Genomic DNA, 24145 nt, shown 5'->3' on the forward strand with positions numbered 1-24145 from the left:
CCGCCTCCACGGCGAGCTCGGCCTGATCCCACCCGTGGAGCACGAAGCCCTACACGCCGCCACCGAGGCCGCCCGGCAACCCGCCGGAGCGTGAGAACCGAGCCTCTACCAAACCCGGGACTTGACAGTGCTGTTCATCGCCTCCCGCGTCGGTGAGCAACGGATCGAGCCGGTCATCCGACGCCTCGTGCCGTTCCTCGTCGCATTGGTCGTGGTGCTGGCCGTGGTCGTCTTCGTCCCGCAGCTGTCGCTGTGGTTGCCCACGCAGCTCGGCCTGCTCTCAGGAGGCTGACGACGCCGGCGATGAGCTGCCTCCCGACGCCGCCATACCGCAGGTAGAAGGGGGTCAGCACGGCATCGGAGCGGGACCGGGCGGGTCAGAGCTTGAACACGTTCCGGGGATTCTCCGACACCAGGGAATGCAGGGTGTCCGCCGCCTCGTCCTCGCCGAGTCGGTGCCGGACGACGAGGTCGGCGAGATGCGCGGCGTCGAGCCGGCGGGACATGTCGTGCCGGGCCGGGATCGAGCAGAAGGCGCGGGTGTCGTCGATGAAGCCGGACGTCCGGCTGAAACCGGCGGTCTCGGTGACTGCAGAGCGCCAGCGCGCGATCGCGTCCGGGGCGTCGAGGAACCACCACGGGGCTCCGATGTAGACCGACGGGTAGAACCCGGCCAGCGGGGCGAGCTGGCGGGAGAACACCGTCTCGTCGGTCGTGAAGACCACGAGGTGGAACCCGGGGGTGGTGCCGAAGCGCTGCAGGAGCGGGCGGAGGGCCTCGGTCAGCTCGATGCCGGTCGGGATGTCGTGCCCGCGGTCCGGACCGAAGCGTTCGAAGGTCGGACCGTGGTGGTTGCGCAGGATCCCTGGGTGCAGGGTCATGACCAGGCCGTCCTCGGCCGACATCGCCGCCATCTCGGTCAGCATGTGCCTGCGGAAGGCCGTCGCTTCCGCGGCCGAGGCGTCCCCGCGCAGCGCCCGACGATAGATGTCGGCGGCGACCGCCTCCTCGAGCGGATCGGTCCGGACGTCGGCGTGGCTGTGGTCGGCCGAGGTCGCGCCGTTGTCGATGAAGTACCGGCGGCGCCGGCGCAGCGCCTCGAGGTAGCCCCGGTAGTCGGCGGTGTCGGTGTCGGCGGCCGCCCCGAGCGCGGCGACGGCTGCGGGCCAGTCGTCGGCGGCGGGCTCGAGATAGCGGTCCGGCCGGAAGGTGGGGATCACCCGTCCGGCCCAGGACGGGTCGTCGCGCAGCGCGCGGTGTGGTCGCAGGTCGTCCGCGGGGTCGTCGGTGGTCGCCAGCACCTCGATCCCGAATCGGCGGAACAGGGCGCGCGGCCGGAACTCCGGTGTCGTCAGGGCGGCCGAGATGTGGTCGTACAGCGCGTCGGCGTTGTCCGCCGAGGGACGCTCGCGGACGCCGAAGATCTCGCTTAGCTCGACCTCGAACCAGTACTGCACCGGGGTGCCGCGGTAGACCGGCCACAGCTCGCAGAACGCGCGCCATGCCTTGCGCGCGGCGCCCTCGTCCAGGGGCGCCCGGGCGCCCACACCGAGGTGCTCGAGCGGGATCCCCGAGGCGTGCAGCAACCGGGTCACGTAGTGGTCCGGGCTGATCAGCAGCGAGGTGGGGTCGCTGAACGGGGTGTCCTCGGCGAGCCACCGCGGATCGACATGACCGTGCGGCGAGACGATCGGCAGGTCCCGGACCGAGTGGTGCAGCTCGCGGGCGATCCGGCGGGTGACCGGGTCGGGCGGGAACAGGCGGTCCGGATGAGGCTGCAGCGCAGGCATGATGCGCAGGATCGACGTCACTCGGGACACCGGGCAAGTGGTTGCCACGGCTTGCGGCAGACCTTGCGACGTTCGCCGGAGCCGACGAGCGTGGCCACATGGCGATCCCGACGCTGCAGGTCCCGATGACCGGATCGGCCGAGACGGTCCTCGAACCCGACGAGGTGCGTGGCTTCGTGGACGACCAGCTCGGCCGGCTGCCGGTGGAAGGGCGGTCGGTGTGCGTCGTCGTCCCCGACGGGACGCGCAGCTGTCCGCTGCCCCTGCTGATCGAACGCATCCACCGCTCGCTGGCCGGCCGCGCCCGGCGGCTGGTCGTGCTGGTCGCGCTCGGTACGCACCAGCCGATGGCCGACGCCCGGCTCGCCACCCACCTCGGCTACGACGCCGACGGCCCGGACCGGGTCTATCCCGGTATGACGGTGCTCAACCACGAGTGGTGGGACCCGGACAGCCTGGTGTCGGTCGGCGTGATTCCCGGCGACCGGGTCCGGGAGCTGTCCGAGGGCCGGCTGGGTGACCCGGTCGACGTCCGGGTGAACCGGCACGTGGCCGAGGCCGACCTGGCGCTGGTGGTCGGGCCGGTGTTCCCGCACGAGGTGGTGGGGTTCTCGGGCGGCAACAAGTACTTCTTCCCCGGTGTGGCCGGTCCGGAGATCATCGATCTGTCCCACTGGCTCGGTGCGCTGATCTCGAGTGTCGAGATCATCGGTACCCGGGGGATCACCCCGGTCCGGGCACTGATCGACGAGGCCGCCGGGATGATTCCGACCGAGCGCCACGCCCTGTGCCTGGTGGTGCGGTCCGGCGCCGTGGATCTGCACGCGATGGCGTTCGGGTCACCGGAGCAGGCATGGGCCGCGGCCGCCGAGGTCTCCGCGCAGACCCACGTCCGCTACCTGGACCACCCGGTGCGTCGGGTGGTCTCGGTGATGCCTGCCAAGTACGAGGACATCTGGACCGCGGCCAAGGGCTTCTACAAGCTCGAACCCGTCGTCGCCGACGGCGGTGAGGTGGTGATCTACGCGCCCGGCATCAGCACGGTCTCGGAGACCCATCCGGAGATCGAGGAGATCGGCTACCACTGTCGGGACTACTTCACCGCGCAGTGGGAGCGGTTCCGGCACGTCCACTGGGGGGTTCTCGCGCACTCGACCCACCTGCGCGGGGCCGGGACCTATGACCCCGTCGGCGGTGAGCGGTTGCGGGTACGGGTCACGTTGGCGACCGGTATCCCGCGAGCGACGGTCGAGGGTGTGAACCTCGGCTGGGCCGATCCCGCCGGGATCGATCTGGAAGCCGCGCGCGCCGACCCGGAGACCCTGGTCGTGGAGCCGGCGGGGGAGATCCTCTACCGGTTGCGCCGGCCTGCCTGACCGGCCGCGGTGCCGGTGGACTCGCGCGCCACCAGCCGGACCGGCAGCCGGGCGCTGCGGACCGTCGTCGGGTCCGGTGACGCCAGCCGCTGCAGCAGGTTGCGCATGGCGGACTCGCCCAGGGTCCGCAGCGGTGCCTCCACCGAGGTCAGCTGCGGCCGGACCAGCCGCCCGAGCGGGATGTTGTCGAACCCGACGACGCCGACCTCGCCGGGGACCCGCACCCCGCGCAGCACGAGCTCCTGCAGGACGCCGATCGCGAGCAGGTCGTTGTACGCGACGACCGCGCCGACCCGGGCCGCGACGACGTCGGCGGCGAGGCGGGCTCCGCCGTCCAGGGTGGGGCTCGCCGTGGCGAGGCGGACGAGCTCGACGCCGAGCGACCGCGCCGCCCGGTCGAGGCCGGCACCGCGCTCGCCCTCGACCGGCGAGGTCGCCGGTCCGGGGAGGTAGCCGATCCGGCGGTGGCCGAGCCCGTGCAGGTGCTCGACCGCCAGCAACGCGCCCCGGGCGTGGTCCAGCACGATGTGCGGGACGTCGGCCGGCGAGCGGTTGAGCACGACGGTCGGTCGAGCGCGGGCGACGGCGCTCACCTCGTCGTCGGTCAGCCGCGAGCTCGCCAGGACGACGCCGTCGACGACCGGCAGGATGCGGCGCAGCACGTCCGCCTCCCGGTCCGCGGACTCCCGGGTGTCGCACAGCAGCATGGTGTAGCCGTGGTCGGCGGCCTGCTGCTCCGCCCCGCGGACGATGTCGGAGACGTGCGGGTTGGTGATGTCCGACATCACCAGCGCGACCACCGACCCGGACTCCGGCGGCGTGACCCCGCGCGGCGCGGTGTACCCGACCTCGGCCGCGACCCGCCGGACGAGCTCGGCGGTGTGCGCGCTGACCCGGCCGGGGCGGGTCAACGCCCGCGACACGGTCGACGGCGCCACGCCCGCTGCCCGAGCGACGTCGTAGATGGTCGGGCGGCCGCTCACGACCGGCGAGCCTAGCGGCCGCAACTCCTGGCAACGCATTGCCGGGACCGCCCGCCGGTTGCCTGAATGACGCCGAGCCGTTGCCGCACCGCCATGACGAGGGAGTCACGAAGTGCTTCGCCCCCAGGACACGCGAACCCGCGAGCGCAAGTCGCTGAACGGCCTCTGGTCGTTCCGGACGGACCCGGCCTCAGCCGGGCGGACGGAGCGCTGGTTCGCGGATCGGTTGCGGGACTCCGTCGAGATGGCCGTGCCGGCCAGCTACAACGACCTGCTCGCCGACGAGTCCGTGACCCGGTACTCGGGCGACGTCTGGTACCAGCGCACCGTGCGGGTCCCGCGCGGCTGGGACGGGCAGCGCATCGTGCTGCACTTCGAGTCGGCCACCCACCGGGCCACCGTCTGGGTCGGGGAGACCGAGGTCGTGTCGCACGAGGGCGGTTACACCCCGTTCGAGGCCGACGTGACCGGGCTCGTCCGCCCGGGCGACGAGGTCCGGATCAGCGCCTGCGTCGACAACCGCCTGAGCTTCCGGACGATCCCGCCGGGAGTCGTCGAGGACACCGCGACCGGGCCGAAGCAGCGCTACTGGCACGACTTCTTCAACTACGCCGGCCTGCACCGCACCGTCTGGCTGTCGGCGACCCCGACCACCTACGTCGACGACGTCACCGTCGTCACCGGGCTCGACGGTGCGACCGGCACGGTCGGCTACACCGTGGCGGCCGTCGGCGCCGATGGGCTGACCGTCCACACCGAGCTCACCGACGCCGAGGGCCGGCCCGCGGGGTCCGCCGACGGGGCCGAGGGCACGATCGTCGTCGAGGACGTGCATCCGTGGGCACCTGGCGACGGGTATCTCTACGACCTCGAGATCCAGCTCGTGGACTCCTCCGGTGCGGTCGTGGACAGCTACCACCAGCCGGTCGGCGTGCGCACCGTCGAGGTGCGGGGCACCGAGTTCCTGATCAACGGTGAGCCGTTCGCATTCACCGGGTTCGGCATGCACGAGGACCACGCCGGGATCGGCAAGGGCCACAACGACGCCCTGCTGGTGCAGGACTTCGGGCTGTTGCGCTGGATCGGTGCCAACTCGCTGCGCACCTCGCACTACCCGTACTCGGAGGAGGTGCTCGACCACGCCGACCGGCACGGCATCGTCGTGATCGACGAGACCGCCGCGGTCGGGCTGAACATGGGCCTCGGCGGCGGGATCTTCGGCAGCCAGGGCTACGAGACCTACTCCGCGGATACGATCAACGACGCGACCCGCGAGGTGCACGCCCAGGCCATCCGCGAGCTCGTCGCGCGGGACAAGAACCACCCCTCGGTGGTGCTGTGGTCGATCGCGAACGAGCCCGAGTCGGACACCGAGGGTGCCGAGAAGTACTTCGAGCCGCTGTTCCGGGTGGTGAAGGAGGCCGACCCGACCCGACCGGCGGGTTTCGTCAACGTCATGCTCGCGCCGCACGGAAAGTGCCGGGTGTCACAGTTCGCCGACGTCCTGATGCTCAACCGCTACTACGGTTGGTACGTCCACACCGGCGACCTCGAGGCCGCCGAGCTCGCCTGGGACGCCGAGCTGGCCGCGTGGTCCGGCGAGGGAAAGCCGATCATCGTCACCGAGTACGGCGCCGACACCGTGCCCGGGATGCACTCGATCGGCTCCGAGCCGTGGACCGAGGAGTACCAGGTCGCCTACCTGGACATGAACCACCGGGTGTTCGACCGGCACGACGCCGTGGTCGGCGAGCACGTCTGGAACTTCGCCGACTTCGCCACCACCGCCGGGATCATGCGCGTCGGCGGGAACAAGAAGGGCGCGTTCACCCGGGACCGGCGGCCGAAGAACGCCGCTTTCGCCCTGCGTCGCCGCTGGCGCTCCGACAGCTGATCCCTCCCAGCGCCCCGTGGGCGCGCAACCCACTCGGAGACCCACGTGAGCTTCACCGTCGAAGCCGAGGCAGCCTCGCTGCGGGCACCGCAGTATCTCGGATACGCCGCCGGGGACGCGGCCAACAACCTCGCGTTCTCGATGACCTCGATGTTCCTGCTCGTCTACTACACCGACGTCGTCGGGATCTCCGCCGCCGCGGCGGGGACGCTGTTCCTGGTCATCCGGATCTGGGACGCCTTCGCCGACGTCGTCGCCGGCCGCGTCGTCGACAGCACGATGACCCGGTTCGGCAAGTTCCGGCCGTTCTTCCTGTTCGGCGCGGTGCCGCTGATGCTGCTGTCGGTGGCGACGTTCTCGGTGCCGGCCCTCGCCGAGGGCGGTACCGCCCTGCTGCTGGCCTACCTCACCTACGGCGTGCTCGGGCTGGTGTACAGCCTGGTCAACATCCCGTACGGGTCGCTGGCCTCGGCCATGTCCCAGGTGCCGGAGGAGCGCGGCAGGCTCGCGAGCTTCCGCATGATCGGCACCGCGACGACGATGATCGTCCTGGCGGTGGTCGTCGCCCCGCAGATCAAGCGGTTCCAGGGCGACCCGGAGGGGTTCCAGCAGTCCCTGCTGGTCACGACCGGGATCTTCGCGGTGGCCGGCGTGCTGCTCTACCTGTTCCTGTTCCGCACCGCCCGCGAGCAGGTCCACCGCGAGGTGCCGAAGGTCAGCCTGCGGCAGAGCCTGGCGACGCTGCGCCGGAACCGGCCGCTGGTCGTCCTGTGCCTGTCGTCGCTGGCGTTCCTCTGCGGCATGTTCACGATGCAGACCGTGCAGGCGTACTACGCGCGAGACGTGCTGCAGAACGCGAACTACATCATCCTGCTCACGATCCTGAGCTCCGGCGCGATCTTCGCCGTCGCCCCGTTCATCCCGCGGGTGGTCCGCTCGATCGGCAAGAAGCGCGGCTTCATCGGGTTCGGCCTGGTCGGCGTCGTCGGTGGCGCCGTCATCACCGCCGGCCCGGCGTCGTTGCCGGTGGTCCCGCTCGTCGGGTTCGCCCTGCTCGGCGTGTCGGTCGCCGGCGTCAACACGCTGATGTGGGCGCTCGAGGCCGACACCGTCGAGTACGGCGAGTGGCGGACCGGGGTGCGGACCGAGGGCACCACCTACGCGGTGTTCTCCTTCACCCGCAAGCTCGGCCAGGCGATCGGCGGCGCCGCCGCGGCCTACGGCATCGGCGTCGGCGGGTACGTGGCGAACGCCCCGGCCCAGCCCGACTCCGCGCTGACCTGGATCGCGGTGACCGCCGGGCTGCTCCCGGCCGCCTTCATCGGCATCGGGGTGCTGCTGTTCCTGCGGTACCCGCTGACCGAGCAGACGTTTGCGACGATGGTCGAGGAGACCCGCGCCCGGCAGGCCGCGGCCGCGGACGGTTCCGGAGAGCGGACGGCGACCTGACGCCGCGGCGTCGGGGTGAGGAGCGAGGATGACGGACGAGACGGTGACCGGCGGGTGGTACGACGCCCTCGACGACGCCGACCGGGCGGCCGCCGACCGCGTGCTGGACGAGCTGCGCGGCGTCCGCAGGGTCGGGGTCGCGCTCTCCGGTGGCGTCGACTCGTCCACGCTGCTCGCCCTCGCCGCCGCGGCGCTCGGGCCGGGCCGGGTCCTCGCGCTCGTCGGGGTGTCGGCGAGCCTGGCCGCCGACGAGCGAGCAGGCGCCCACCGGGTCGCCGCCGTCGCCGGGGTCGAGGTCGTCGAGATCGAGACCACCGAGCTCGACCGGCCCGACTACCGGGCGAACGGCCCGGACCGCTGCTACGCCTGCCGGGACACCCTGTTCACCGCCGTCGACGAGACGGTCCTCGACCGGCACGACCTCGACGCCGTGGCCTACGGCGAGAACCTCGATGACACCCGCCGGACCGACCGGCCCGGGGCCCGGGCGGCGACCGAGCACGGCGTCCTGCGCCCGCTGGCCGACGCGGCTCTCGACAAGCAGGCGGTGCGCCGGATCGCCCGGGCGATGGGCCTGCCGAACGCCGACAAGCCCGCGGCCCCCTGCCTCGCCTCCCGCATCCCGCACTTCGAGCAGGTCACCGCGGACAAGATGGCGCAGATCGAGCGGGCCGAGCGGGCGGTGCGCGCGCTCGGGTTCGACGACGTGCGGGTCCGTCACCACGGCGAGGTGGCCCGGATCGAGCTGCCCGAGGACGCGATCGTGACGGCGTTGGGACCGCGCCGCGCCGAGGTCCTGGCCGCCGTGCGGGAGGCGGGGTTCCGGTTCGTCACCGTCGACCTCGCCGGGCTGCAGTCCGGCGCGTTCACCCTCCCGCTGGTGTCCGCGCGGTGACCGGAGCCGGCGACGAGCCCACCGTGCCGGTGGGCGACTTCGCCCGGCTGGACCTCGGCCGGGAGCGCCGCCGCGGGCACGGCGAGGCCGTGTTCTGCGAGGGCAAGACCGCCGGGCAGGTCCGGGAGATCGCGCGCGAGCTCGTCTTCCGCGGCGCGCGGACGTTGTTCACCCGGGCCTCCGACGGGCACGCGGCGGCCGTGCGGGAGGTGGCACCGGACGCGCGGCACGTCCAGGACGCCCGGATGCTCGCCTGGCCCGCTGAACCACCGGCACCCGCGGGCGGGCCGGTCGTCGTGCTCGCCGCGGGGACCTCCGACCTGCCCGTCGCCCGCGAGGCGGTCGTCACCGCCACCCATCTCGGGCGCGGGACCGAGCTGATCGCCGACGTCGGCGTGGCCGGTCTGCACCGGCTGCTCGCGCACCTGGACACGCTGCGAGCCGCGCGGGCGGTCGTCGTGGCCGCCGGTATGGACGGCGCGCTCCCGACGGTCGTCGCCGGGCTGATCTCGGCGCCGGTGGTCGCGGTCCCCACCTCCGTCGGCTACGGCGCGTCGTTCGGCGGGGTGGCCGCCCTGCTGACCATGCTCAACGCCTGCGCGCCCGGCGTCGCGGTCGTCAACATCGACAACGGTTACGGCGCCGGGCACCTCGCCGCACAGATCGCGGCCCCGGCCTGACGCGCCCGCCCCCCAGCTGATCTTCGGATCAGCCGGCCGGGGCCGGGGTGCCCGGATGCAGGCCGGCCGCCGCGGCCGCCGCGACGGCGGCCTCCAGCACCTGCCGGACCGGCAGATCGCGGTCCGCCGCGAGCGCCGCCACGTCCTCGTACTCCGGAGCGGCGTGCACGATCCTGCCGTCCTCGACGCCCAGCTTGATCCGGATCGGGGCCGACTCGACGGCGACCTGGGTCCAGGTCCGGTCGAGCGCGTGCCGGGTGACGGTCGTCTGGCGCACCCCGAGCGTCGACGTCGCGCGCAGCACGAACGCCCGCAGCGTCCCGGCGAGGTCGGGGCGGGCCAGCACGTGCAGGGTGTGGGCCGGGCGCCCCTTCTTCATCAGGATCGGGGTGAGCCACGCGTCCGCGGCCCCGCGGTCGAGCAGCTCCCGGAGCACGCCCGGCCACACCCGCGGGTCCATGTCGTCGACATTGGTGTCCAGGACGACCAGCTCCTCGGTCGCCGGGGCCGCCGGAGACCGGTCCGGGGCGCCGAGCACCACCCGCACCACATTCGGGCGGCCCTCGACGTCCCGGCCGCCTGCGCCGTAGCCGGCCCGGTCGACGGTCATCGCGGGCATCGGCCCGGACCGCCCGGCGAGGCCGCGCAGCAGCGCCATGCCGGTCGGGGTGGCCAGCTCGCCCTCGCCGCCGGCGGACACCGGCCAGCCGGCGGACAGCTCCAGCACCGCCGGCACCGGCACCGGCAGGTCGCCGTGCTCGGTGCGGACCCGGCCGGACCCGAGCGCGACCGGCCCCGCGACGATCTCGGTCAGCCCCAGGTCGGCGGCGGCCGCGCAGGCCCCGACGACGTCGGTGATCGAGTCCCAGGCCCCGACCTCGTGGAATCCGACGTCGTCGACCGGTACTCCGTGCACCCTGGCCTCGGCGTCGGCCAGCAGGCCGAACACCGCCAGGGTGGCGTCCCGCACGGGCTGCGGCAGCGTGCTCCCGCCGAGCAGCCTGCGGATGTCGGCCCACGAGCGGTGCGGGTGCTCCTCGGCGGTGCTGCGGACGACGGCGCGTGTCGCCCGCAGGCGTGCGCGCCACACCGTCCCGACCTCGATCTCCACCTCGTCCGGGACCACCGCCGCGACCTGACGCCGCACGGCGCCGGGGTCCGCGCCGGCGTCCAGCAGGGCGCCGAGCAGCATGTCCCCGGCGATGCCGGCACCTGCGTCGATCCACGCCGTGCGCCCGGGCCGCTCCACCGTCACCCCTGGAGTGTCCACGCCTCGTTCGCGACGGCGGCGGCGACCACACGGTCGGCCGCCAGATCGGGGTCCAGCAGTCCCAGCACCCGGACCGCGGCGTCGTGCAGCGGGCCGCGCGCGACGTCGGTGAGCTCCCCGGCCATCGGGTCGGCGACCTCGCCCGCGCGCAGCGACAGCAACCAGGCAGCCAGCGTCCGCACGGCGGCGAGCGGCAGCCGCCCGGCCTCGCGCTCGGCCCGCAGGACCGGCAGGACCCGGACCGGGAGCTTCTGCGATCCGTCGGTGGCGATCTGGCTCAGCAGGTGCCGGATGCCCGTGTTGGCGAACCGGTCGGCCAGCTCGGCGCGGTAGCGGGCGAGCTCGTCGTCGGTGAGCGGGACGTGCCGCCGGGCCAGGTCCCACCAGTCCTCGACCCGGCCCCGCACCACCGGATCGGCGATCGCCCCGGCGACCGTCGTGTGCCCGCGCAGGGGCGCGAGGTAGGCGAGCAGCGAGTGCGCCCCGTTGAGCATCAGCAGTTTCCGGCGCTCGTACGCGGTGACGTCCGGGACGAACCGCGCCCCGGCGTCCTCCCACCGGGGCCGCTCGGCGCGGAAGTCGTCCTGAAGGATCCACTCGCTGTAGGGCTCGGTCACCACCGCTGCCGGATCCGGCACGCCGGTGGCGGCACGCACCGTCTCGAGATCGCTCTCGACCGGGCGCGGGGTGATCCGGTCGACCACGGACGACGGGAAGGCGACGTGCTCCTCGATCCACGAGGCGAGGGAGGGGGCGACCGCCCCGGCCGCGTCACGCACCACGCGGGCCAGGACCTGGCCGTTGCCGTCCACGTTGTCACAGGAAAGAACGGTGCACGGACCCGCGCCGGCGGCCCGGCGTGCGGCGAGGCCCGCCAGCACCCGGGCGGGCACCGTGGAGACGGGGGAGCACGGCGAGTGCCGTAGCTTCTCCAGGTCCCCGGCGACGGCCGGGTCGGCCGTGTCGAGGGACCCGTCCCGGCCGCGCCGGTAGCCGGACTCGGTCACGGTCAGCGTCAGGACCTGCACGCGCGCGTCGCCCAGCAGTCGCAGGAATGCCGGGTGGTCGGTGGCGGGCAGGCAGGCGGAGAGGCTGGACACGACCTCGACGGCCGGGCCGTCGGGGCCGAGCGCGGCCAGCGTGTAGAGACCGTCCTGTGCCTGCAGTGACCGTGCGAGGTCGGGGCTGCGACCGCTGAACGCCGCGATGCCCCACGCGTCCCGGTCCGGTGTGTGGTCGGTGTACCAGGCCTGGTGAGCGCGGAAGAAGTTGCCGAGTCCGAGGTGGACCATCCGCACCGGCGCGGCCGGGCGGGCACCGCCGATCCCGCGCGTCAGGCGGGTCCCGGTCGTCGCGACCACCGCCGGCCCCCTCACATCTCGAACGCGTCCGAACACCTGCACTGTGGCTCGCGCCGCGTCGTCGTGACGACGCGTTGCCAGATCTTGCGCTGCGCGGTTCAGTCGGGTCGGGAAGGTTCCGGCGTGACGTGCGTCCTGCGCGGTCCGGTCGACTCACGAACGATCAGGTCGGCGGGCATCTCGGTCGAGCCTCGCACCGAGCTCGTCCGGCCCGCGAGGAGGTCGACGGTGGTCGAGATCGCGCTGCCACCCATGCGGCGCAGCGGCGTGGCGATGGTCGTCAGACGCGGGACGACGAGCCGAGCGAGTGTCGTGTCGTCGAAACCCAGGACGCTGAGATCGGCCGGCACACGGACACCGGCCGCGGCCATGCCGTGGGCCAGTCCGACGGCGATCTGGTCGTTGAAGGCGATGACCGCGGTCGGCGGCGACCCGCGCAGCTTCTCGGCGAAGCCGATTCCGCCCTCGACCGTCGGCAGCACGGGACCCGTCCGGCGCAGGCGGAGTCCACCGTCACGTGCCGCCCCCAGCAGCGTTCGCCAGCGCGCCCCGTCGGCCCAGGAGGCGGCGGGCCCCGCGAGATAGTCGACCGAGTCGTGGCCGAGTTCGCGGAGGTACCGCACCGCCTCCGCGGCTGCGCCGCGGTAGTCCGTCGAGACGCTCGCGACGTCGCGCACCGCGCGGTTCAGCACCACCGTCGGGCGTTGCTTCGCGATCATGCGGATCGCCGAGTCCGGCAGCCGTGAGCTGACGAGGACCACGGCGTCGATCCGGGACATGGCCCGTTCGACGAGTGTCCGTTCGCGAGGGCCGGACTCCCGCGAGTCCGCCACCGCGACCGCGAGGCCCGATGCGAACGCGACGTCCTCCGCGCCGTGGATCAGTTCGAACACGAACGGATTGGTGACGTCCGAGGTGACCAGCAGCACTATGCCGGTCGAGCTCGACGATCGGGGAGCGCCGATCGACGACGTCCGGTAATCGAGGGTCTCGGCCGCGCTCCGAACCCGCTCCGCCGTGACCGCACTGACCTCGCCAGGGCGGGCGAGTGCCCGTGAGACGGTGGACGGAGAGACCCCCGCCGTCTCGGCGACGTCGTAGATCGTGGGCCGTCCGGTCATGAAGCCTCCGCGTGCGTCGATGCCACGGTACGAGCGTCTCGCTGGCCCCCGTGTGCCCATCGCTCGGCGTCGGCGGCGCGGAGGGCGTCGACGATGGCCGGGTACTGGCGGGCGGAGTGCAGGTCGCGGCCGGTGAACTCGCGTCTCCACGTTCCCGCCTTCCAGCCGTCGACGGCATCGATGGAGATCAGCTCGAGACCGTCGAAGAGCTGGTGCGCCGATGTCATCTCGCTCGCGCGAAGCCCACGGACGATCTCTTCGACGTTGATGCCGGTCGTGCACGGGTCGTCGCCACGATCCTGCAAGGACCGGACGTGCTGCACCGCGGGGCGCCCGCGAAGGAAGTCGATGAGGATCGTCGAGTCCAGCAGGCTCGCCCGGCTGCACCTGGACCGAGCAGTAGCCGCCACCGGGACCGGTCCGGTCAGCCGGCGTGGCCGCGGAGGCGGCGCAGCCGCAGGCTGTTGCCGACCACGAACACCGAGCTGAAGGCCATGGCGGCGCCCGCCAGCATCGGGTTGAGCAGCCCGGCCGCTGCCAGTGGGATCGCTGCGATGTTGTAGGCGAACGCCCAGAACAGGTTGCCCTTGATGGTGCCGAGGGTCCTGCGCGACAGGCGGACGGCGTCGACGGCGGCACGCAGGTCGCCGCGGACCAGGGTGATGTCGGAGGCCGCGATGGCGACGTCGGTGCCGGTGCCCATGGCCAGCCCGAGGTCGGCCCGGGCGAGCGCGGCGGCGTCGTTGACGCCGTCGCCGACCATCGCGACGACCTTGCCCTCACCCTGCAGCCGCTCGATCACGGCCAGCTTGTCGGCCGGCATGACGTCGGCGATGACCGTGTCCGGGCCGACCTCGATCCCGACGTCGGTGGCCACCGACTCGGCGACGGCCCGGTTGTCCCCGGTGAGCAGGACCGGCGTCAGCCCGAGCCCGCGGAACCCGGCGACCGCCCCGGCGGAGCTGCCCTTGATCGTGTCGGCGACGACGAGCACGGCCCGGGCCGCGCCGTCCCACGCGACCGCGACGGCCGTGCGTCCCTGCGCGGCCTCGGCTGCTGCGGCGTCGGCGAGCGCGCCGGTCAGCGGGACCGACCACTGCTCGAGCAGCCGTGGCCGGCCGACGAGGACGGCGTGGCCGTCGACCGTGCCCGCGACGCCGAGGCCCTCGTGATTGGTGAAGTCCTCGACGGGCGGCAGGCTACCGGTGCGCTCGGTCGCGCCGTCGGCGATCGCCGCGGCGATCGGGTGCTCGGAGGCCTTCTCCAGCGCCCCGGCCAGTCGCAGCGCGGTCCGTTCGTCGACACCGTCGCCCGCGTGCACCCCGGCGAGGGCCATCTTCCCGGTGGTCACCGTGCCGGTCTTGTCGAGGACGACGGTGTCGACCTTGCGGGTCGACTCCAGCACCTCCGGGCCCTTGATCAGGATGCCCATCCGGGCGCCGCGGCCGGTACCGACGAGCAACGCGGTCGGCGTCGCGAGGCCGAGCGCGCAGGGGCAGGCGATGATCAGGACGGCGACGGCGGCGGTGAACGCGGCGGTCGCGCCGGCGCCGGCGGCGAGCCAGACCGCGAGCGTCGCCGCGGCGATGACGATGACGATCGGCACGAACACACCGGAGATGCGGTCGGCCAGGCGCTGGACGGCGGCCTTGCCGGTCTGGGCGTCCTCGACCAGCTTCGCCATCTGGGCGAGCTGGGTGTCCGAACCGACGCCGGTCGCCCGCGCGACGAGCCGTCCGCCGGCGTTGATGGTGGCACCGACGACAGAGTCGCCGACCTGCACCTCCACCGGCACGGACTCGCCGGTCAGCATGGAGGTGTCGACGGCGGAGCGGCCCTCGACGACCTCGCCGTCTGCGGCGATCTTCTCGCCGGGCTTGACGACGAACCGGTCGCCGACCGCGAGCGCGGAGGTCGGGATGCGGACCTCGGCGCCGTTGCGGATCACCAGCACGTCCTTGGCGCCCAGATCGAGCAGCGCGCGCAACGCGGCACCGGCGCGTCGCTTGGACCGCGCCTCGAAGTAACGCCCGGCGAGGATGAACGTGATGACCCCGGCGACGACCTCGAGGTAGATGTTCCCGGCGCCGTCGGTCCGGGAGACCGACAGCTCGAAGGGGTGCGTCATGCCCGGCATGCCGGCCGTGCCGAGGAACAGGGCGTAGACCGACCAGGCCATCGCGGCGGTCGTCCCCATGGAGATGAGCGTGTCCATAGTGGCCGCGCCGTGGCGCAGGTTGGTCCAGGCGGTGCGGTGGAACGGGGCACCGCCCCAGGCCCACACCGGTGCGGCGAGCACCAGCGAGAGCCACTGCCAGTGGGTGAACTGCAGCGGCGGGACCATCGCCAGGACGACCACCGGCAGGGCCAGCAGCGCGGAGACGAGAAGCCGCTGCCGGAGTGCGCGGAGCGCGCCGGTCTCCTCGGTGCCGTCGTCGTCGCCACGATCGTCGGCGTCGGTCGCCGGGGTCGGCGGCGTCGCGGTGTACCCGGCGGACTCGACGGTGGCGACCAGCTGAGCGGTGCCGATCCCGTCGGGGGCGGACACCGTCGCCTTCTCGGTGGCGTAGTTGACGGTGGCGCTGACGCCGTCGAGCCTGTTGAGCTTGCGCTCGATGCGGTTCGCGCAGGAGGCACAGGTCATGCCGCCGATGGCGAGCTCGACCTGTAGCGGTGCGGTGGTGGTCATGGATCGGTCCTTCGATCGGACCTGGTCCGGGTGGACGGCGTCGAACACCGTGACCCGAGCCGGGTGGCGGGCTCCGGATGTGGGGCTCGGACCCGGCGCCGACGGCCCGCGCGTCGGGCGCGGGCGGGTTCGACCCCGGGAGCGGGGGACCGGCTCAGGAACGGACCAGGCGCGCGATCGCGGCGCTGGCCTCCTGGATCTTCTGGTCGGCGACCTCCCCGCCCTGGCCGGCGGCGTCGGCGACGCAGTGCTTGAGGTGCTCGTCGAGCAGGCCGAGCGCGACGGCCTCGAGCGCCTTGTTGACCGCCGAGACCTGGGTCAGGATGTCGATGCAGTACTGGTCCGACTCGATCATCTTGTTGATCCCGCGGACCTGGCCCTCGATCCGGCGCATCCGCTTGATGTGTGCACTCTTGTTGTCGGCGTAGCCGTGTTGCATCGCCACCTCCTCGGTCGCCCCCGACCATACCCCTAGGGGGTAGGTGTATCAAGTCGCCACCAGCGCGCGCCGTATGCGCTACGGGGGTAAGGTACGCACCCGTTCCGGCTGTTCAGGGGGTGCGAGGTGGAGGAGTTCGTTCCGCCGGCGATCCTCGTTGGGGTGGTTCTGGCGGGCGTGGCGGTGATCGTCGGAGCGTCCCGGCTGGTCCGGGTCGGCCCGGTCGTCGGGGAGCGGCTTCCGCACCTGGGCGGGCTGCCGCCGGTCGAGCACGCGGTCTCGCGGTTCCACGTCCGCTGGTACGCGGTGACGATGGTCTTCCTCGCCTTCGACATGGAGATGATCTTCATGTACCCGTGGACGCTCGTCGTGGCCACGATGGGGACCGGCGTGGTCGTGGAGATGTTCCTGTTCCTCGCCCTCCTGCTCGCCGGGGTCGTCTACGCGTGGCGGGAGGGGGCTCTGCGATGGACCTGACCGCCACGCTCCTGCGGTTCGCCGCCCGGGTGCCGCACGTCCTGCTCGTCCCCGTACCCGGTCGCCCCGGGCTGCGGATGGACGCCGAGCACGCCGTCGCACACCGCGGATGGCCGGAGGCGACGGGTCCCGCCGATGCCGATGTGCTCCTCGTCGCCGGGACGCCGGGGCCCGAGCTGGACGGGGTGGTCGGGAACGTCTGGCGCCGGATACCCGCGCCCCGTATCCGGGTCGATCTCGACGACGGCAGCACGGCCGCCGATATCGAGGTCGTGCTCGACCGCGTCCCGGGGAGCCTGGCCGACCCGCGACGGGCGCGGGAGGAGGCGACCGCCGCAGTCACCGCTGCCGACGTGACCGACGCCGGATCGCACGACGAGCACGGCGGGCAGGACCACACCGACGGCACCGACCACACCGACGGCACCGGCCACACCGACGGCACCGACCACACCGACGAGGCCGCCTCCGGCGGGCACCACCACGATGACCACATGGACATGTCCCTGCCCGGGGGCCTGTCCATGGCCGATGTCGCCGAGGACCGCGACGGCCTGGCCCTCGACGTCCTCCGTCTCCCGCTCGGTCCGGTGCTCCCGGACTGGCCGGCCGGCCTGGTGGTCGACGTCGAGCTGCAGGGCGACGTGGTCACCGCGGCCGAGGCCCGTCTGCTCGACGCCACGGGGCCACGCCCCCCTGCGACGGCTCCGGTCCTCGCGGCTCCGGTCCCCAGGGCAGTGCGGGACCTCGACGTCGTGGCGCGCGTGCTCGCCGTCGCGGGCTGGCCGGGCCCGGCCGCGCGGGCGCGGGACCTGCGGGACCGGATCCGGGCCGGTGACCCGGCCGCGGACCTCGCGAGCCTGCTCCGCACGGTCCGCCGGTCCCGCGTGCTGCGTCTGATGCTGCGCCGGATCGGCGACGGTCACGGAGCCGACGTGGCCGGCCTGCTGGAACAGCGCCTGGCCCGGCTCGACGCGTACGGCGCCGGTGCGGCGGTCGACGAGCTGCACCGTCCGGGCCCGGCCGATCTCGGCGCCCGTCTCGCGGGAGCGGAGCTCGCCGCGGCCCGGCTGCTGGTCGCGGCGCTGGACCCGGACGTCGATGGCGCCGTGTCCGTGGCCGGCGTGGGTGACGGGCAGGAGGACGGCCGGTGAGCGCGTCGACGGTGCTGCTCCCGCTGCTGATGGTCGGCGCCGTGTGGCTCCTCGCGGCGCTCGACGTCGCACTGGGCGCCCGGGCGGCCGGACGCCCGGCCGGGGCCGGGTCGGCCGCTGTCGAGCCGGTCCGCGCCACGGCGCGGCTCCTGGTTACCCAGCGGCGCGGCACCCTGGCCGCCGACGGCACGTTGCGGTGGGCGGGCATCGTCGCGCTGATCGTCGCCGCGGTGCTGGCGGCGGCCGTTGTCCCGCTCGGCGAGCGTCCGGTGGCCGATCTGTCGGTCGGCGTCGTCTGGTTCAACGCGATGGAGGTCGTCGCGTGGGCCGCGGTGTGGCTGGTCGGGTGGGGGCCCAACGGCGCGTTGTCGATGATCGGGGGGTACCGGTTCGTCGCCCAGGGGCTGTCCTACGAGCTCCCGCACATGTTCGCGATCATCACCGCGGCACTCGCCGCGGGCAGCCTGCGGATCACCGACATCGTCGACGCCCAGGCGGACCTGTGGTTCGTCGTCCTGATGCCGGCCGCCTTCGTCGCCTACCTGCTCAGCGCCGCCGCGATGGCCTTCTGGGGCCCGTTCGACGCCCCGGTCGCCCGGGACGCCGCGGGCGGCGCGGCCGCGGAGCTGTCCGGCGTCGACCGGCTGCTGTTCGAAGGCGGGCGCCGGCTGCTGCTCGTCGCCGCCGCGGCGGTGGCGGTCCCGCTGTTCCTCGGTGGTGGCCACGGGCCGTGGCTGCCCGCGTGGGCCTGGGTGTTGCTCAAGACGGTCGCGGTGCTCGCCCTGCTGGTCTGGCTGCGCCACCGGCTCCCGACGATCCGGACGGACCGGTGGGCCGAGATCTCCTGGATCGTGCTGTTGCCGCTGACGATCGTGCAGGCACTCGTCGTCGCGCTGGTCGTGCTGGCAAGGGGAGGGTTCTAGATGACCGTCGTCGTGTTCTGCGTGCTGGCCGTGCTGGCGATCATCTCCGGCGTGCTGGTCTTCGTCGTCGACTCGATGGCGCGCGCGACGTTCGCGCTGCTGGTGTCGTTCCTCGCCGTCGCCGCACTGGTGCTGATGACCGGGCTCGCCTACCTGGGCACCGTCATCGCCCTGATGATGATCATCGAGATGGTGATCATGGCGGTCTTCATGGTCATGTTCATGATGAACCCGGGCGGGCTCATGCCGATGTCGATGTTCCACAACACCCGCGGTGCGGCGGTCATCTCGGGTCTCGTGTTCGCCGGACTGGCCGTCGGGATCGTCGCCGCGGACTGGCCGCAGCGGCGCGGCGTGCCGCCGCCGGATCCGACCCTCGCACTGGGGGAGGCGCTCATGGGCGGGCACATGCTGACGATGATGACGCTCGGGGTGACGTTGTTCGCCACGATCGTCGCCACCGTCGTCCTGGCCACCGGACGCGGTCGCTACGACCGCCTCGGCGACGACCTGGACGCCGAGCATGCCGACGATCCGGCCGGAGGGGGAGCCGGCCGATGATCCTCGAGGCGTTCCTGCTCGTCGCCGCCGCGCTGTTCTGCATCGGGCTGTTCGGCGCGCTGACCCAGCAGTCGATCGTGATGCTGATGATGGGCCTGGAGCTGATGATCAACGGGATCATCCTGGCCGCGGCCGCGTTCTGGTACTTCCTCGCCCCGGCGTCGTCCGACGGCCAGGTGATCGTGGTCGCCGTCGTGACCGCGATGGCGATCGAGATGGCGATGGGCTTCGCCGTCGTGACCGCGATCTACCGCGCCAAGCAGATCGACATGACCGACGCCGCCGCCGAGCTGGAGGGCTGAGCCCGTGCTGCTCGTCGCGCTCGTCGGCCTGCCCACCGTCGCCGGGGCGGTACTCCTGCTGGCCCGCCCGCCCCGCGGCGCGACCGCGGCCGGCGTCGGGACGGCCGCGGTCACCCTCGCCGTCGCCGTGGCCGCCGCGGTGACCCGGCCCGCGTCCGACGTGGCGTTGCTGGCCGGCGTCCGGGCCGGGTTCGCCGTCGACGGGTTGTCGGCGGTGCTGGGCGTCCTCGTCGCGGCGGTGCTGCTCGCGGCGCTCGTCGTCGGCGCCGCCGAGGCCGACCTGCGGACCGGCCGGTTCCACGGCCTGATGCTGCTCTTCGCCGGCGCGATGCTGGCCACCGTCACCGCGACGACGTTGCCGCCGCTGCTCATGGCCTGGGAGGTCATGGGCGCGACCAGCTGGGCGCTGATCGGTTACCGGATCGACGACCGGGCGGCCGCACGGGCCGGCACGGTCGCGTTCCTGACCACGCGCACCGCCGACCTGGGCCTCTACGTCGCGGCCGGGGCACTTCTGGCGGGCGGGGCGGGCGCGATGGCGTTGACCGACCTGGCCGTGCTCGACGGCGGCTGGCTGCACGTCGCGGTCGCGGGTGTCGTCGCCGCCGCGCTCGGGAAGTCCGCGCAGCTGCCGTTCAGCTTCTGGCTGTCCGGGGCGATGCGCGGCCCGAGCCCGACCTCGGCGCTGCTGCACTCCGCGACGATGGTCGCGGCCGGTGGCTACCTGCTGCTGCGGACGGCCCCGGCGCTGGACGCCGCCGGCTGGGCGGCCCCGCTCGTGGCGTGGGTCGGCGTGGCGACCGCGCTGCTGCTCGGCCTGGTCGCCGCCGTCCAGGACGACCTCAAGCAGCTGCTCGCCGCCTCCACCTGTTCCCAGATCGGGTTCATCGTGCTGGCCGCCGGGACCGTGGCCACGCCGGCCGGAGCGCTGCAGACCGTCGCGCACGGCGCGGCGAAGAGCCTGCTGTTCCTGGTCGCCGGCCTGTGGCTCGCCGCGCTCGGCACCCGCAGCCTGAGCGATGGGCTGCGCGGAGCCGCCCGCCGGCACCCCGCCATCGGTGTCGCCTTCACCGTGGGGGCGCTCAGCCTGGCCGGGCTGCCGCCGCTCGGGCTGTGGGTCGGTAAGGACGCGGTGCTGGCCGCTGCGCTGGATGCCTCGCCGGCCCTGTACGTGGTCGGCCTGGCCGCCGGGTGGACCTCGGCGCTCTACAGCGGACGGGCGCTGTGGTTCGTGTGGCGGCCGATCGCTCCGGGCGGTGCGACCACCGCCGGCGACCGGACCGGGACGCCCGCGCACGCCGGCGGCGACCGGGCCGGGACCCCCGTGCCGGCCGTGGCGACGGTGGGCGGGCTCGCCGTCGCGGCTGCGCTCGCAGGCCTCCTGGCGCTGGGTCCGGAGCCGCTGCGACCGGACCCGGCGCCGCACGCCTGGGAACTCGTGCTGTCCGCGGTGCTCGCCGGAGCCGGCCTGCTCGTCGCATGGCGGTTCGCCGAGCGCTTCCCCGTCCCGCGCCCGCTCGTCCGGTGGCTCGGCCTGGAGGACCTGGCGCACCGCACGCTGGTCCGGCCCGTGCTGGCACTGGCCGCCGTCCTGGCCCGGCTCGACGACCGCGGACTGGCCCGCGTCCCGTCGGGCGTCGCGCACGCCGCCGTGGCCCTGGCCCGCCGCACCGACACCGACGGCGAGCGGGCCGTCGACCGGACCGTGGCCGGGATCGCCGACGGCGCCCGTGCGCTCGGCCGGGTCGCCCGCCGTCCGCAGACCGGGCAGCTGCACCAGTACTACGCGCAGGCATCGGTCGGGTTCGCCCTGCTCACGGTGCTGGCCGTCCTCGTGATGTCGTGAGGTGACCCGGTGCTCTCGCTGATCGTGTTCCTGCCCGCGCTGGTCGGGGTGGTGCTGTCGGCGCTCCCGGCCCGATCCGGTACCCGGGTGTTCGCCGGCGCCTGGGTCGCGACCGGGCTGGCGCAGCTCGGACTGGTCGTCGTCGTCTGGGCGGGCCTGCCCGCGACCGGGTACGGCTCCGTCGAGCGGTACGCGTGGATCCCCAGCGCGGGGATCTCCTACCACCTCGGCGTGGACGGGCTCTCGCTGCCGCTGCTCGCGCTGACCGCGGTCGTCTACACCGCGACGGCGGTCTACACGCTGCGCGGGATCGACCGTCCGAAGAGCTTCGTGATCCTCTTCCTGGCCCTGCAGGCGGTCAGCGCGGGACTGTTCGTCGCCCTCGACCTGATCCTGTTCTTCCTGTTCTTCGACCTGTCGATCGTGTTCATGTACTTCGTGATCGCCGGGTGGGGGACCGGCGCGCCCGCCCGCCGGGCGGCGCTGACCTTCTTCCTCTACACCTTCCTGGGCTCGCTCGCCCTGCTGCTGGGCTTCATCCTGCTCGCCCTCGCCGGGCCGCGGGTCACGTTCGACATCCCGACGCTGGCCGAGCAGAACCCGCTCGCCGGCGGTGGCGTGTACGGCGCGCTGACGCTGCTGGTGATCGGGATCGGCCTGGCGGTGAAGACCCCCGTCTTCCCGTTCCACACCTGGCTCCCGCCCGCGCACACCGAGGCGCCCGCGGCCGGGTCGGCGATCCTGGCCGGGATCCTGCTGAAGATGGGCACCTACGGCTTCGTGCGGGTCGCGATGCCGCTGCTGCCCGCGAGCTGGCGGCAGTTCGCGCTGGTCGCCGTGGTGGTCGGGGTGATCTCGGTGATCTGGGGGGCGCTGGTCGCGCTGGCCCAGACCGACCTCAAGCGGATGATCGCCTACACCTCGGTCAACCACATGGGCTACGTGCTGCTCGGGCTCGGCGCGGCCGGCCTGGTCGCCGCCGGTGACGAGCAGGCCCGCCAGCTCGCCACCTCGGGCGCGACCTACCAGATGGTGAGCCACGGCCTGATCACCGCGGCGCTGTTCCTGCTCGCCGGGTCGCTGCACGAGCGCGGGCACACCTACGACATGAGCGCCTACGGCGGGCTCGCGACCCGCACGCCGCGGTTCGCCGGGCTGTTCGCCGTCGCCGCGCTCGCCTCGCTCGGCCTTCCCGGGTTCTCCGGGTTCATCGCCGAGTTCCAGATCTTCGCCGGCGCCCTGGGAGCGGTGCCGATCCCGACGGTCGTCGCGGTGACCGGGGTGCTGCTCACCGCGGCGTTGTTCCTGGTCGCGATGGGGCGGATGCTCTCCGGCGAGGTCCGGGTGCCGGACGCCCCCGGTACGCCGCGCCCGTTCGCCGACCTTGACGCCCGGGAGCTGCTGGCGATCGGTGCGCTGCTGGTCCTGGCCACCGTCCTCGGCCTGCTGCCGCGGGTGGTGCTCGACGTGGTCGAACCGGCCGCCCGGACGCTCAACGACCTCGTGGCGCGGTGACCCGGCCATGATGGTGCACAGCGACCCGTCGACCCTGATCCCCGAGCTCGCGCTGCTGCTCGGCGCGGTCGTCGGGCTGCTGCTCGGTGCCTGGACCCCGCGCCGCCGCCAGTGGACGATCCGGGCGCTGGCCGCGCTCGCCTGCGTCGTCGGCCTCGCGGCGACCGCCGTCGCCGCGACCCGGCCACCCGGGGTGGTGTTCGGGACCTACGTCCTCGACACCGCGACGCACGCGACCCGGGCGATCGTGCTGGTCGCGACGTTGCTGGTGGTCACGCTGTGCGGCGACACCGTCGCCGGGCACCGGCGGGAGACCGAGTTCGTCGTGCTCGTCCAGCTCGGAGCGCTGGGCTCGATGCTGCTCGGCGGCGCGGGCGATCTGGTCCTGCTGTTCGCGGCCTTCCTGCTCGCGAGCGTCCCGCTCTACGCGCTGGCCGGCTGGTCCAAGCAGGGCAGCGCGCCCGAGGCGGCGCTGAAGTACTACCTGGCCGGTGCGCTCGCCGGGGTGACCACGGTGGCCGGGGTGACGCTGCTGTTCGGCGTGGCCGGCGCGACCGGCTACGACGCCGTCGCCGACGGGATCACCCGCGGCCCGGGCGGCGCCGCCGCGGTCGGGCTCGTGGCCGTCCTCGCCGGGCTGGCGTTCAAGGCCGGCGCGGTCCCCGCGCACTTCTGGGTACCCGACGTCGCCGACGGCACGCCGCCGGCGGTCGCCGCAGCCCTCACGACGTTGCCGAAGATCGGTGCGCTGGTCGCCATCTACCGGCTGCTGGACACGGCGATCCCCTCCGGGATCGTCGACTGGCCGCTGGTCGTCGCGATCCTGGCCGCGGCCAGCATGACGCTCGGCAACCTGGCGGCGTTCGCCCAGACGTCGGTGCTGCGGCTGCTCGGCTACTCGACGGTCTCGCAGGTCGGCTACCTGCTGATGGCGGTCGCGGTCGCCGGGAGGGCCCCGCTCGCCCAGCCGGCGCTGCTGTTCTACCTCGCCGCCTATGCCGTCACCAACGTCGCGGCGTTCGCCGTCGTCGCGGCCACCGCGCAGCGCACCCTCGACGGCCACCGGGGGCTGTTCCGCCGGGACCCGCTGCTCGCGGTGGCGCTCGCCGTCGCCCTGCTCGGCCTGGTCGGGACACCGCCCACCGCGGTGTTCCTCGGCAAGCTCGTCGTGTTCACGGCGGGCGTGAACGGCGGTCTGCCCTGGCTGGTCGTGCTCGCCGTGCTCAACAGCGTCGCGTCGCTGTTCTACTACCTGCGCTGGGTCGCGCCCGCGTTCCGCGACCCGGAGCCCGACCACGAGGGACCGGTGACCCGGGTTCGCCCCTGGGCGCGGGGAACCGCGCTCGGCGCCGCCGCGGTGTCACTGCTGCTCGGCGTGGGCGGTGGCGTGGTCCTGGCCGCCTTCGGAGCGACCACATGA

At 73.5% G+C, this 24145-nt stretch carries 22 protein-coding genes and 1 pseudogene; 14 read left to right on the forward strand and 9 right to left on the reverse strand.

What is annotated here, in order from left to right:
* The first annotated feature begins 127 nt into the window (after positions 1 to 127).
* The gene (locus ACLFMI_RS00005; protein WP_410945584.1) at positions 128 to 292 is read left to right on the forward strand and encodes a hypothetical protein; all 165 of its coding nucleotides are present in this window, start codon (positions 128 to 130) and stop codon (positions 290 to 292) included.
* Positions 293 to 377: 85 nt separating this feature from the next.
* Here ACLFMI_RS00005 and uxaC read toward each other — a convergent pair whose 3' ends face one another.
* Positions 378 to 1790: a glucuronate isomerase gene (gene uxaC, locus ACLFMI_RS00010; protein ID WP_410945585.1), complete on the reverse strand. Its 1413-nt coding sequence runs from the start codon at positions 1788 to 1790 to the stop codon at positions 378 to 380.
* 98 nt (positions 1791 to 1888) lie between these two features.
* Between uxaC and ACLFMI_RS00015 the strand changes: the two genes are divergently transcribed.
* Positions 1889 to 3166 (forward strand): lactate racemase domain-containing protein, encoded by a 1278-nt coding sequence (locus ACLFMI_RS00015; protein WP_410945586.1) that lies wholly within the window; start codon positions 1889 to 1891, stop codon positions 3164 to 3166.
* Here the strand turns inward: ACLFMI_RS00015 and ACLFMI_RS00020 are convergent.
* A complete protein-coding gene (locus ACLFMI_RS00020) occupies positions 3142 to 4149 on the reverse strand; it encodes a LacI family DNA-binding transcriptional regulator (protein ID WP_410945587.1) in 1008 nt (335 codons plus the stop codon). The genes ACLFMI_RS00015 and ACLFMI_RS00020 overlap by 25 nt on opposite strands.
* A gap of 112 nt (positions 4150 to 4261) precedes the next feature.
* On the opposite strand from ACLFMI_RS00020, the gene uidA reads away from it, so the two are divergent.
* From uidA to larB, 4 genes are read left to right on the forward strand one after another with little or no spacing between them, the layout of a single operon-like run.
* A complete protein-coding gene (gene uidA / locus ACLFMI_RS00025) occupies positions 4262 to 6043 on the forward strand; it encodes a beta-glucuronidase (RefSeq protein WP_410945588.1) in 1782 nt (593 codons plus the stop codon).
* A gap of 45 nt (positions 6044 to 6088) precedes the next feature.
* The gene (locus ACLFMI_RS00030; protein WP_410945589.1) at positions 6089 to 7492 is read left to right on the forward strand and encodes a glycoside-pentoside-hexuronide (GPH):cation symporter; all 1404 of its coding nucleotides are present in this window, start codon (positions 6089 to 6091) and stop codon (positions 7490 to 7492) included.
* 28 nt (positions 7493 to 7520) lie between these two features.
* Positions 7521 to 8387 (forward strand): ATP-dependent sacrificial sulfur transferase LarE, encoded by an 867-nt coding sequence (gene larE / locus ACLFMI_RS00035; RefSeq protein ID WP_410945590.1) that lies wholly within the window; start codon positions 7521 to 7523, stop codon positions 8385 to 8387.
* Positions 8384 to 9067 carry a nickel pincer cofactor biosynthesis protein LarB gene (gene larB / locus ACLFMI_RS00040; protein ID WP_410945591.1) on the forward strand — a complete coding sequence of 228 codons (684 nt, stop codon included), beginning with the start codon at positions 8384 to 8386 and terminating at the stop codon, positions 9065 to 9067. The genes larE and larB overlap by 4 nt, the downstream gene beginning before the upstream one ends.
* 28 nt (positions 9068 to 9095) lie before the next feature.
* Here the strand turns inward: larB and larC are convergent, their stop codons facing one another.
* From larC to ACLFMI_RS00075, 7 genes and pseudogenes are all read right to left on the reverse strand, one after another.
* The gene (larC, locus tag ACLFMI_RS00045) at positions 9096 to 10322 is read right to left on the reverse strand and encodes a nickel pincer cofactor biosynthesis protein LarC (RefSeq protein ID WP_410945592.1); all 1227 of its coding nucleotides are present in this window, start codon (positions 10320 to 10322) and stop codon (positions 9096 to 9098) included.
* Complete coding sequence (locus tag ACLFMI_RS00050; RefSeq protein ID WP_410945593.1) at positions 10319 to 11698, reverse strand: mannitol dehydrogenase family protein; 1380 nt, start codon at positions 11696 to 11698, stop codon at positions 10319 to 10321. Before ACLFMI_RS00050 ends, larC begins: the two co-directional genes overlap by 4 nt.
* Positions 11699 to 11796: 98 nt before the next feature.
* Positions 11797 to 12627, reverse strand: a complete 831-nt coding sequence (locus ACLFMI_RS00055) for a LacI family DNA-binding transcriptional regulator (protein WP_410945931.1) — start codon at positions 12625 to 12627, stop codon at positions 11797 to 11799.
* Between the two features lie 54 nt (positions 12628 to 12681).
* A pseudogene (locus tag ACLFMI_RS00060) lies at positions 12682 to 12879 on the reverse strand (LacI family DNA-binding transcriptional regulator); the annotation flags it as partial.
* Positions 12816 to 13229: a PIN domain-containing protein gene (locus ACLFMI_RS00065; protein WP_410945594.1), complete on the reverse strand. Its 414-nt coding sequence runs from the start codon at positions 13227 to 13229 to the stop codon at positions 12816 to 12818. The gene ACLFMI_RS00065 and the pseudogene ACLFMI_RS00060, both read right to left, overlap by 64 nt.
* A 14-nt stretch (positions 13230 to 13243) precedes the next feature.
* The gene (locus ACLFMI_RS00070) at positions 13244 to 15508 is read right to left on the reverse strand and encodes a heavy metal translocating P-type ATPase (RefSeq protein ID WP_410945595.1); all 2265 of its coding nucleotides are present in this window, start codon (positions 15506 to 15508) and stop codon (positions 13244 to 13246) included.
* A 154-nt stretch (positions 15509 to 15662) separates the two neighbouring features.
* Positions 15663 to 15947 carry a metal-sensitive transcriptional regulator gene (locus ACLFMI_RS00075; RefSeq protein WP_410945596.1) on the reverse strand — a complete coding sequence of 95 codons (285 nt, stop codon included), beginning with the start codon at positions 15945 to 15947 and terminating at the stop codon, positions 15663 to 15665.
* Between the two features lie 162 nt (positions 15948 to 16109).
* Between ACLFMI_RS00075 and ACLFMI_RS00080 the strand changes: the two genes are divergently transcribed.
* From ACLFMI_RS00080 to ACLFMI_RS00115, 8 genes are read left to right on the forward strand one after another with little or no spacing between them, the layout of a single operon-like run.
* Positions 16110 to 16424, forward strand: a complete 315-nt coding sequence (locus tag ACLFMI_RS00080) for an NADH-quinone oxidoreductase subunit A (RefSeq protein WP_410945597.1) — start codon at positions 16110 to 16112, stop codon at positions 16422 to 16424.
* Positions 16415 to 17578, forward strand: a complete 1164-nt coding sequence (locus ACLFMI_RS00085) for a hypothetical protein (RefSeq protein WP_410945598.1) — start codon at positions 16415 to 16417, stop codon at positions 17576 to 17578. Before ACLFMI_RS00080 ends, ACLFMI_RS00085 begins: the two co-directional genes overlap by 10 nt.
* Positions 17575 to 18501, forward strand: a complete 927-nt coding sequence (locus ACLFMI_RS00090) for a complex I subunit 1 family protein (RefSeq protein ID WP_410945599.1) — start codon at positions 17575 to 17577, stop codon at positions 18499 to 18501. The genes ACLFMI_RS00085 and ACLFMI_RS00090 overlap by 4 nt, the downstream gene beginning before the upstream one ends.
* A complete protein-coding gene (locus ACLFMI_RS00095) occupies positions 18502 to 19062 on the forward strand; it encodes an NADH-quinone oxidoreductase subunit J (RefSeq protein WP_410945600.1) in 561 nt (186 codons plus the stop codon).
* Positions 19059 to 19364 (forward strand): NADH-quinone oxidoreductase subunit NuoK, encoded by a 306-nt coding sequence (gene nuoK, locus ACLFMI_RS00100; RefSeq protein WP_410945601.1) that lies wholly within the window; start codon positions 19059 to 19061, stop codon positions 19362 to 19364. The genes ACLFMI_RS00095 and nuoK overlap by 4 nt, the downstream gene beginning before the upstream one ends.
* A 4-nt stretch (positions 19365 to 19368) precedes the next feature.
* On the forward strand, positions 19369 to 21210 hold the full coding sequence (locus tag ACLFMI_RS00105) for a proton-conducting transporter transmembrane domain-containing protein (protein ID WP_410945602.1): 1842 nt from the start codon (positions 19369 to 19371) through the stop codon (positions 21208 to 21210).
* Between the two features lie 9 nt (positions 21211 to 21219).
* Positions 21220 to 22725, forward strand: a complete 1506-nt coding sequence (locus ACLFMI_RS00110; protein WP_410945603.1) for a complex I subunit 4 family protein — start codon at positions 21220 to 21222, stop codon at positions 22723 to 22725.
* 7 nt (positions 22726 to 22732) lie between these two features.
* Entirely contained in the window at positions 22733 to 24145 is a 1413-nt protein-coding gene (locus ACLFMI_RS00115; protein WP_410945604.1) for an NADH-quinone oxidoreductase subunit N, read from the forward strand.

This window comes from Pseudonocardia nantongensis (assembly GCF_046546495.1).
GTDB lineage: Bacteria > Actinomycetota > Actinomycetes > Mycobacteriales > Pseudonocardiaceae > Pseudonocardia > Pseudonocardia nantongensis.

What these genes read in the sequence shown, in the direction of transcription:
- uxaC (WP_410945585.1), bottom strand. Translation starts at nt 1,790, where the DNA reads ATGCCTGCGCTGCAGCCTCATCCGGACCGCCTGTTCCCGCCCGACCCG.
- ACLFMI_RS00015 (WP_410945586.1), top strand. Translation starts at nt 1,889, where the DNA reads ATGGCGATCCCGACGCTGCAGGTCCCGATGACCGGATCGGCCGAGACG.
- larE (WP_410945590.1), top strand. Translation starts at nt 7,521, where the DNA reads ATGACGGACGAGACGGTGACCGGCGGGTGGTACGACGCCCTCGACGAC.
- ACLFMI_RS00070 (WP_410945595.1), bottom strand. Translation starts at nt 15,508, where the DNA reads ATGACCACCACCGCACCGCTACAGGTCGAGCTCGCCATCGGCGGCATG.
- ACLFMI_RS00075 (WP_410945596.1), bottom strand. Translation starts at nt 15,947, where the DNA reads ATGCAACACGGCTACGCCGACAACAAGAGTGCACACATCAAGCGGATG.
- ACLFMI_RS00085 (WP_410945598.1), top strand. Translation starts at nt 16,415, where the DNA reads ATGGACCTGACCGCCACGCTCCTGCGGTTCGCCGCCCGGGTGCCGCAC.
- ACLFMI_RS00095 (WP_410945600.1), top strand. Translation starts at nt 18,502, where the DNA reads ATGACCGTCGTCGTGTTCTGCGTGCTGGCCGTGCTGGCGATCATCTCC.
- nuoK (WP_410945601.1), top strand. Translation starts at nt 19,059, where the DNA reads ATGATCCTCGAGGCGTTCCTGCTCGTCGCCGCCGCGCTGTTCTGCATC.
- ACLFMI_RS00115 (WP_410945604.1), top strand. Translation starts at nt 22,733, where the DNA reads ATGATGGTGCACAGCGACCCGTCGACCCTGATCCCCGAGCTCGCGCTG.